The organism is Streptomyces spirodelae (genome assembly GCF_017676385.1).
Taxonomy (GTDB): Bacteria; Actinomycetota; Actinomycetes; order Streptomycetales; family Streptomycetaceae; genus Streptomyces; species Streptomyces spirodelae.
Genome location: NZ_JAFFZN010000057.1, coordinates 1 through 6,822, shown reverse-complemented (window position 1 = coordinate 6,822; position 6,822 = coordinate 1). Strand labels below are relative to the sequence as shown.

At 70.5% G+C, this 6,822-nt stretch carries 4 protein-coding genes and 1 riboswitch; of the genes, 1 reads left to right on the top strand and 3 read right to left on the bottom strand.

Annotated elements, in window-relative coordinates; genetic code table 11:
* Nucleotides 1-50 precede the first annotated feature (50 nt).
* The 3 genes from JW592_RS32235 to JW592_RS32225 all read right to left on the bottom strand — a co-directional run bounded on the left by JW592_RS32235 (nt 51) and on the right by JW592_RS32225 (nt 4,062).
* Complete coding sequence (locus JW592_RS32235) at nt 51-872, bottom strand: M23 family metallopeptidase (protein ID WP_209268837.1); 822 nt, start codon at nt 870-872, stop codon at nt 51-53.
* 14 nt (nt 873-886) lie between these two features.
* Nucleotides 887-1,043, bottom strand: a riboswitch (cyclic di-AMP (ydaO/yuaA leader).
* A gap of 215 nt (nt 1,044-1,258) precedes the next feature.
* On the bottom strand, nt 1,259-2,635 hold the full coding sequence (locus JW592_RS32230; protein ID WP_209268838.1) for a M16 family metallopeptidase: 1,377 nt from the start codon (nt 2,633-2,635) through the stop codon (nt 1,259-1,261).
* Between the two features lie 86 nt (nt 2,636-2,721).
* The gene (locus JW592_RS32225; protein ID WP_209268836.1) at nt 2,722-4,062 is read right to left on the bottom strand and encodes a M16 family metallopeptidase; all 1,341 of its coding nucleotides are present in this window, start codon (nt 4,060-4,062) and stop codon (nt 2,722-2,724) included.
* A gap of 242 nt (nt 4,063-4,304) precedes the next feature.
* On the opposite strand from JW592_RS32225, the gene JW592_RS32220 reads away from it, so the two are divergent.
* Nucleotides 4,305-6,764 (top strand): DNA gyrase/topoisomerase IV subunit A, encoded by a 2,460-nt coding sequence (locus JW592_RS32220; RefSeq protein ID WP_209268835.1) that lies wholly within the window; start codon nt 4,305-4,307, stop codon nt 6,762-6,764.
* The last annotated feature ends 58 nt before the right edge of the window (nt 6,765-6,822 follow it).

The following is a 6,822-nucleotide window of genomic DNA, read 5'->3' as shown; positions in this document are numbered from 1 at the left end:
GACGGTGCGGGTCCGGCGGAATCCGCGACCGCCTCAGCCCAAGCGTTCGGTCAGAGCTTCACACCGTGCTGGCGCAGGTACGCGACCGGGTCGATGTCCGACCCGTACTCGGAACCGGTACGGGCCTCGAAGTGGAGGTGCGGGCCGGAGGAGTTGCCGGTCGAGCCGGAGAGGCCGATCTGCTGGCCGGACTTGACCTCCTGGCCGACCGAGACGCCGATCGAGTTGAGGTGGCCGTACTGCGTGTACGTGCCGTCCTTGTGCTTGATCACGATGTTGTTGCCGTAGGCCCCGCCGTTGCCGGCCTCCACGACCTCACCGGCGGCGACGGAGCGCACCGGGGTGTTCATGCCCGCGTGGAAGTCCACGCCGGTGTGGCTGCCGGACGACCACATGCCGCCGCCCTGCTTGTAGCCGGTCGAGACGTAGGAGCCCTCGACGGGCAGCACATAGGCGTTGAGCTTCGCCCGCTCCGCTTCCCGGGCCGCCTTGCGCTTCGCCTCGCGCTCCTTCTCCGCCTTCTCGGCCGCCGCCTTGCGCCGGGCCTCGTCGGCCTTCCGCTTGGCCTCGGCCTTCGCCTTGGCGGCCTCTTCCTTGGCGTCTGTCTCCGCCTTGGCCTGCTCGGCGTGGAGGGCCTGCTGGTATGCCTGCTCGTCCAGCGTCTCGGAGATCGGGCCGCCGACGGCCTCGCTCACCTTGGCGTCGGTCCGGACGGGGGCGTGGTTCTGGTCTCCGCTCGCGGCGAAGGCGGGAGAGGCGATGGACCCGACGACGCCCACGGTGGCGAGCCCGGCTACGCCTGCTGCTCCCCCTGCGGCCCTGCGAGCCTTGCTCGGACGCCTGTGCTTGCCAGTGGCACGGGTGAACGCCATACGGAGGCGTACTCCTTTCCTTCCTTCTCGCCTACCGGGTTAGCTGACGGGTTCGGAGCAGGAAGGTCTCCTACGGGCCGCCTCTTGCGAGGCCGTCCGATTCACCCCAATGGGACCTGGGTCCCCGGTCCCCCTCGGCACTTCGCCTCGGGGATTCGGCGATCGCTCTCCGTCGGCCGCGGGTGCGGTCACTTCTGACGGACAGCGGCAACGACGCTAAACGGGGCCAACTACGGGCGGCAAACGAATCCCTGACTTTGTCGCGTTCGCCACACTCCAACTCGGCAGCAATCGCGACAGAAAGGGACATCGCACGGGGCCCGGAAGGAGCAGTTCCTCCTCCCGGGCCCCACTTTTCGTCTGCCGTGCCGAACCCGTCGGCGGGCTCAGGAGCCGGAGACCACCTTGACGTCGCCGATGCCCAACTCCCGTACGGAATCGGCGATCTGGGACGCGTCGCCGACCAGTACCGTCACCAGCCGGTCGGCGGGCAGGGCGCTGACCGCGGCGGCCGTGGCCTCCACCGTGCCCGTCTCGGCGAGTTGCGCGTACAGCCGCGCCTGGAAGTCGTCCGGCAGATACTGCTCCACCTGGTCGGCCAGCGTCCCGGCGACGGCCGCTGCCGTCTCGTAGCGCAGCGGCGCGACGCCCACCAGGTTCCGCACGGCCACGTCGCGTTCGTCGTCGGTCAGCCCCTCGGCTGCCAGCTTCCGCAGCACCTGCCACAGGTCATCCAGCGCGGGCCCGGTCACATCGGTGGCCACCGAGCCGCTGATGGCCAGCAGCGCGGCACCGCCGCCGTCCGCTGTGGAGCGCAGCACCTGCCCGAACGCGCGTACGCCGTAGGTGTAGCCCTTCTCCTCGCGCAGCACCCGGTCCAGCCGCGAGGTGAGAGTGCCGCCCAGGCAGTAGACGCCCAGCAACTGCGCGGGCCACACCCGGTCGTGCCGGTCGGGTCCGACCCGGCCGATCAGCAGCTGCGTCTGCACAGCGCCCGGCCGGTCCACGATGACGACCCGGCCGGTGTCGTCCGCGGTGATCGGCGACATCGGACTCGACGCCACCGCGGCCCCCGTCCAGCCGCCGAGGGACTCGTCGAGCGCCGCTTCGACGCCGCCCTCGATCCCCTCCAGATCGCCGACAACCACGACGGTGGCCGTCGCGGGGCGCACATGCGCCTCGTAGAAGGCGCGCACGGCGGCCGCGTCGATCCGCCGCACCGTCTCCTCGGTGCCCTGCCTCGGCCGCGACATCCGCGACTCGGCGGGGAACAGCTCCCGGGACAGCTCCTTGGCCGCACGGCGGGCCGGATTGGCCAGCTCGTGCGGGATCTCGTCCAGCCGGTTGGCGACCAGCCGCTCGATCTCGCTGTCGGGGAACGCCGGGGCGCGCAGCGCGTCGGCCAGCAGACCCAGCGCCTTGGGCAGCCGGGAGGCGGGCACCTCAAGCGAGACCCGCACTCCGGGATAGTCCGCGTTCGCGTCGAGCGTGGCACCGCACCGCTCCAGCTCGGCGGCGAACTCCTCGGCGGTGTGCTTGTCCGTGCCCTCGCTCAGCGCGCGGGCCATGATGGTGGCGACCCCGTCCAGCCCCTCGGGCTCCGCGTCCAGCGGCGCCTCCAGGTTCACCTCGACGGCGACGACCTTCTGGCCAGGGCGGTGGCAGCGCAGCACCGTCAGCCCGTTGGCCATCGTGCCGCGCTCCGGCGTGGGGAAGGCCCACGGCTTCGGAGTGCCGCTGGGCGGCTGCGGGTGGAACTCCATGCTCTTCCCTGCTGTCTCCGCGACCCCCGCGGGGCTCGCGCCCGCCGTCGCCGCGGCGCTCTGGCTGCTGCTCGCCGGTGTCTCGCTCACTGCCCGGTCTCCTCTTCGTCGTTCCCCGCCTCGTCCTCGTGCGCCAGCGGCTCGTACACGAGCACGGCCCGGTTGTCGGAGCGCAGCCGCTGCGCCGCCACCTCCCGCACCTCCTCACGGGTCACCTCCAGCACGCGCCCCACCGCCGAGAGCGCGAGCTGCGGGTCACCGAAGAGCACCGCGTACCGGCACAGTTCATCGGCGCGGCCGCCGACCGTGGCCAGCCGGTCCAGCCACTCGCGCTCCAACTGCGCCTGGGCCCGCTCCATCTCCTCCTCGCTGGGGCCCTCCTCGGCGAACCGGCGCAGCTCCTCGTCGACAGCGGCCTGGATGTCGGCGATCTCCGCCCCGCTGGAGGCTTTGATGTCCAGCCAGCCCAGCGAGGGGGCGCCCGCCAGCCGCAGCAGGCCGAACCCGGCAGCAACGGCCGAGCGGTCGTGCCGCACCAGCCGGGCGTAGAGGCGGGAGGACTCACCGCCGCCCAGAGCGGTCAGCGCCAGATCGGCCGCGTCCGCCTCGCGGGTGCCGTCGTGCGGCAGCCGGTAGCCGTTCATCAGCGCCCGTGAGGGCACGTCCTCCTCGATGAGCTCGCGCTTCTCCTCGCCGATCACCTCGGGCAACGAGCCGTCCCGCGGCGGGCGCTTGCCGTCGTGGCCCGGGATGGAGCCGAAGTACTTCTCGATCCAGGCGAGTGCCTGCTCCGGGTCGATGTCACCGACGACGGAGAGCACGGCGTTGTTGGGCGCGTAGTACGTACGGAAGAACTCCTGCGCGTCCTGGAGGGAGGCCGCGTCCAGGTCCTCCATGGAGCCGATCGGGGTGTGGTGGTAGGGGTGACCCTCGGGGAAGAGCAGGGCGGTCATCCGCTCGAACGCGGTGCCGTAGGGCACGTTGTCGTAGCGCTGGCGGCGCTCGTTCTTGACCACGTCGCGCTGGTTCTCCATGGACTCCTCGTCCAGCGCGGCCAACAGCGAGCCCATCCGGTCCGCCTCCAGCCACAGAGCGAGCTCCAGCTCGTGGGCCGGCATCGTCTCGAAGTAGTTGGTGCGCTCGAAGCTGGTGGTGCCGTTCAGCGACCCGCCCGCGCCCTGCACCAGCTCGAAGTGGCCGTTGCCCTTCACCTGGGCCGAGCCCTGGAACATCAGGTGCTCGAAGAGGTGGGCCAGGCCGGTGCGGCCCTTTGCCTCGTGGCGGGAACCGACGTCGTACCAGAGGCAGACAGCGGCAACGGGGGTCTGATGATCCTCGGAGAGCACCACTCGCAGGCCGTTGGCCAGCCGGTGCTCCGTCGCTGTCAGCCCACCGGTGGCCGGCGGGGGCGTGGCCGTGTGACCCATGGGCGTGGAGTCCCTTCGGTAGCGGGGGATCCCGGCCGGGCGCCGGGAACTGCCGGCCGCCTGGCGCCTCACGCGACCGGCGGCCCTGTCACTGTATGCAACCACGCCGACAAGGTGCGAAGTTCCCGTACGGTCTACCGAGCGACCGCCCTGTCAGTGGGCCGGTCCACAATGGTCGACCGAGAGCACAAGAGCCACAGCACAAGAGCGAAGCACGAAGCAGCGAAGGAGCCGCAGCCGCGATGGCCCGCCGCAGTAAAAGCCGTACACCGGCACCGGAGCCGGGAGAGGACTTCGAGGAGCGCATCGTCGACATCGACGTCGTCGACGAGATGCAGGGCTCCTACCTGGAGTATGCGTATTCGGTCATCTACTCGCGCGCGCTCCCCGACGCCCGCGACGGAATGAAACCCGTGCAGCGCCGGATTCTGTACCAGATGCACGAGATGGGCCTGCGCCCCGACAGGTCGTATGTGAAGTGCGCCCGCGTCGTGGGCGAGGTGATGGGAAAGCTGCACCCGCACGGTGACTCGCCCATCTACGACGCCCTGGTGCGCATGGCACAGGACTTCTCGATGCGGCTGCCGCTGGTCGACGGGCACGGCAACTTCGGTTCGCTGGGCAACGACGACCCGCCCGCCGCAATGCGGTACACCGAATGCCGCTCGGCCCCGGCCGCAGGGCTGATGGTGGAGTCGATCGACGAGGAGACCGTCGACTTCGGCGCCAACTACGACGGCAGCGAGGACGAGCCGGTCACGCTGCCCGCCGCCTACCCCAATCTGCTGGTGAACGGCTCCTCGGGGATCGCGGTCGGCATGGCGACGAACATGCCACCGCACAACCTGAGCGAAGTCATCGCGGCAGCCCGGCACCTGATCAAGCACCCGGGCGCCGACCTGCAGACGCTGATGAACTTCATCCCCGGCCCCGACCTGCCGACCGGCGGCAAGATCGTCGGCAGGGAGGGCATCGAGGACGCCTACCGCTCCGGGCGAGGCTCCTTCAAGATCCGCGCCACGGTGTCGATCGAGCAGGTCACGGCCCGGCGCAAGGGGCTTGTGGTCACCGAGTTGCCGTTCGCCGTCGGCCCCGAGAAGGTCATCTCCAAGATCAAGGACCTGGTCAACGCGAAAAAGCTCCAGGGCATCGCGGATGTGAAGGACCTCACCGACCGGGAGCACGGACTGCGTCTGGTCATCGAGGTCAAGAACGGCTTCAACCCGGAGGCCGTGCTCTCGCAGCTGTACAAGCTGACGCCGATGGAGGAGTCCTTCGGCATCAACAACGTCGCCCTGGTGGATGGCCAGCCGCTCACCCTCGGCCTCAAGGAGCTGCTGGAGGTCTACGTCGACCACCGGTTCGAGGTGGTGCGGCGTCGCAGCGAGTACCGGCGCGGCAAGCGGCGCGACAGGCTGCACCTGGTGGAGGGCCTGCTGGTGGCGCTCGTCGACATCGACGAGGTCATCAGAATCATCCGGTCGAGTGAGAACGCGGCCGAGGCGAAGGCATCGCTCATCTCCCGCTTCGGCCTGAGCGAGATCCAGACCCAGTACATCCTGGACACCCCGCTGCGCCGGCTCACCAAGTTCGACCGCATCGAGCTGGAGGACGAGCGGGACCGGCTCAAGGGCGAGATCGAGCAGCTGACCCGCATCCTCGAGTCGGACGCGGAGCTGCGCAAACTCGTCTCGTCCGAACTGTCCGCCGTCGCCAAGAAGTACGGCACTCCGCGCCGCACCGAGCTGCTGGACTCGGCCGAGGTTCCGGTGGCCTCCGTGCCGCTGGAGGTCGCCGACGACCCCTGCCGGGTGCTGCTCTCCTCCACGGGTCTACTGGCCAGGACCGCCAACGGCGGGATGGAGTTCGGCGAGTCCGCCAAGCGCGTCAAACACGATGTGATCGTCTCCGCCGTGCCCGCCACCACGCGCGGCGAGGTCGGCGCCGTGACCTCGGCAGGCCGCCTGTTGCGGCTCCAGGTCGTCGACCTGCCACAGCTGCCGGAGACGGCCACAGCGCCCAACCTGGCGGGCGGAGCCCAGATCTCGGAGTTCCTCACCCTGGAGAACGACGAGACGCTGATCTGTCTGAGCACGCTGGACGAGTCCTCGCCGGGGCTGGCGATCGGCACGGAGCAAGGCGTCGTCAAGCGGGTGGTGCCCGACTACCCGTCGAACCGGGGCGAGTTGGAGGTCATCACCCTCAAGGAGGGCGACCGGATCGTCGGCGGCGCCGAGCTGCGCACCGGCGAGGAGGACCTGGTCTTCATCACCGATGAGGCGCAGCTGCTGCGCTTCCAGGCCGGTCAGGTGCGCCCGCAGGGCCGTCCGGCGGGCGGCGTGGCGGGCATCAAGCTCGGGCAGGACGCGAAGGTGATCTTCTTCGGCGCCGTCGACCCGGCCACCGAAGGAGCCGTCTTCACCGCGGCCGGCTCCGAGGGCACGCTGGACGACTCGCTGAGCACTGCCAAGCTGACCCCCTTCGACCAGTACCCGCGCAAGGGGCGCGCGACGGGCGGCGTGCGCTGCCAGCGCTTCCTCAAAGGCGAGGACCGGCTGCGGCTGGCGTGGGCGGGCTCCACACCCGCGCTGGCGGCGACCAAGACGGGCGCCCCCGTCGAACTGCCCGAGCCCGACCCCCGCAGGGACGGTTCGGGGCTGCCGCTGAAGAAGCAGATCGCGGCGGTGGCCGGGCCGGTGTAGCGGTCCGCCGCGACGGCCGGGGCAACGGCTGAGGGTGACGGCCGGGAGGCGCGGCGGT

Excerpts from the sequence above, each read along its gene's own strand:
- JW592_RS32220 (WP_209268835.1), top strand. The coding sequence starts at position 4,305 with ATGGCCCGCCGCAGTAAAAGCCGTACACCGGCACCGGAGCCGGGAGAG.
- JW592_RS32230 (WP_209268838.1), bottom strand. The coding sequence starts at position 2,635 with ATGGAGTTCCACCCGCAGCCGCCCAGCGGCACTCCGAAGCCGTGGGCC.
- JW592_RS32235 (WP_209268837.1), bottom strand. The coding sequence starts at position 872 with ATGGCGTTCACCCGTGCCACTGGCAAGCACAGGCGTCCGAGCAAGGCT.
- JW592_RS32225 (WP_209268836.1), bottom strand. The coding sequence starts at position 4,062 with ATGGGTCACACGGCCACGCCCCCGCCGGCCACCGGTGGGCTGACAGCG.